This window comes from Runella sp. R0.1_18, assembly GCF_057652155.1.
Genome location: NZ_JBYFCK010000099.1, coordinates 1 through 487, shown reverse-complemented (window position 1 = coordinate 487; position 487 = coordinate 1). Strand labels below are relative to the sequence as shown.

Annotated in this window: 1 protein-coding gene; it reads left to right on the top strand. The window is 42.5% G+C overall.

All coding sequences use genetic code 11. From position 1 onward, the window contains the following. Window positions 1-251: hypothetical protein (locus tag AC23P2_RS31230; protein ID WP_487776811.1), on the top strand; the 251-nt coding region annotated here is incomplete at its 5' end. Between the last annotated feature and the right edge of the window lie 236 nt (window positions 252-487).

Sequence of the window (487 nt, the reverse complement as noted above, 5' to 3'; positions counted from 1 at the left end):
GGGTGAGTATCTTGGGTAATCCAGTGGGTAGCATTTTGTCGTTACGTTTCAACCAGTCGATTAATGGAGAGGTTATGTTGGTGTTGGTTGGATTGGGAGGTGAGGAGTTGTATCGGCGATCGTTGTTTGATTTGGAATCTGGTCATGTGGAGGATATTTCAATGGAAGGCTATGTAGCGGGGAGTTATGTATTACGGGTTATATCGTCTGATCATAGGCAAGATTTCAAGATTAGTAAATTGGCTAGATAGGTGTGTGGATAATGATTGCTATTGCTGGACTGATTTATAATCTAGTCAATAAATGGGGTAGGGGCAGGAGAGAAGCCGTTAGTGGCCAGCTGTTAGCGGAGAGCAATGGGCAAATAGCAACGGGCAAGAGGCTGCTAATTTGGTATTAGTCCCACTGTCATACTTACCTACTCTAAACCCTAATTCATCTCTCAGAAAGATATATGCTTTGTAATAACCATAATCCACAAAGGGTT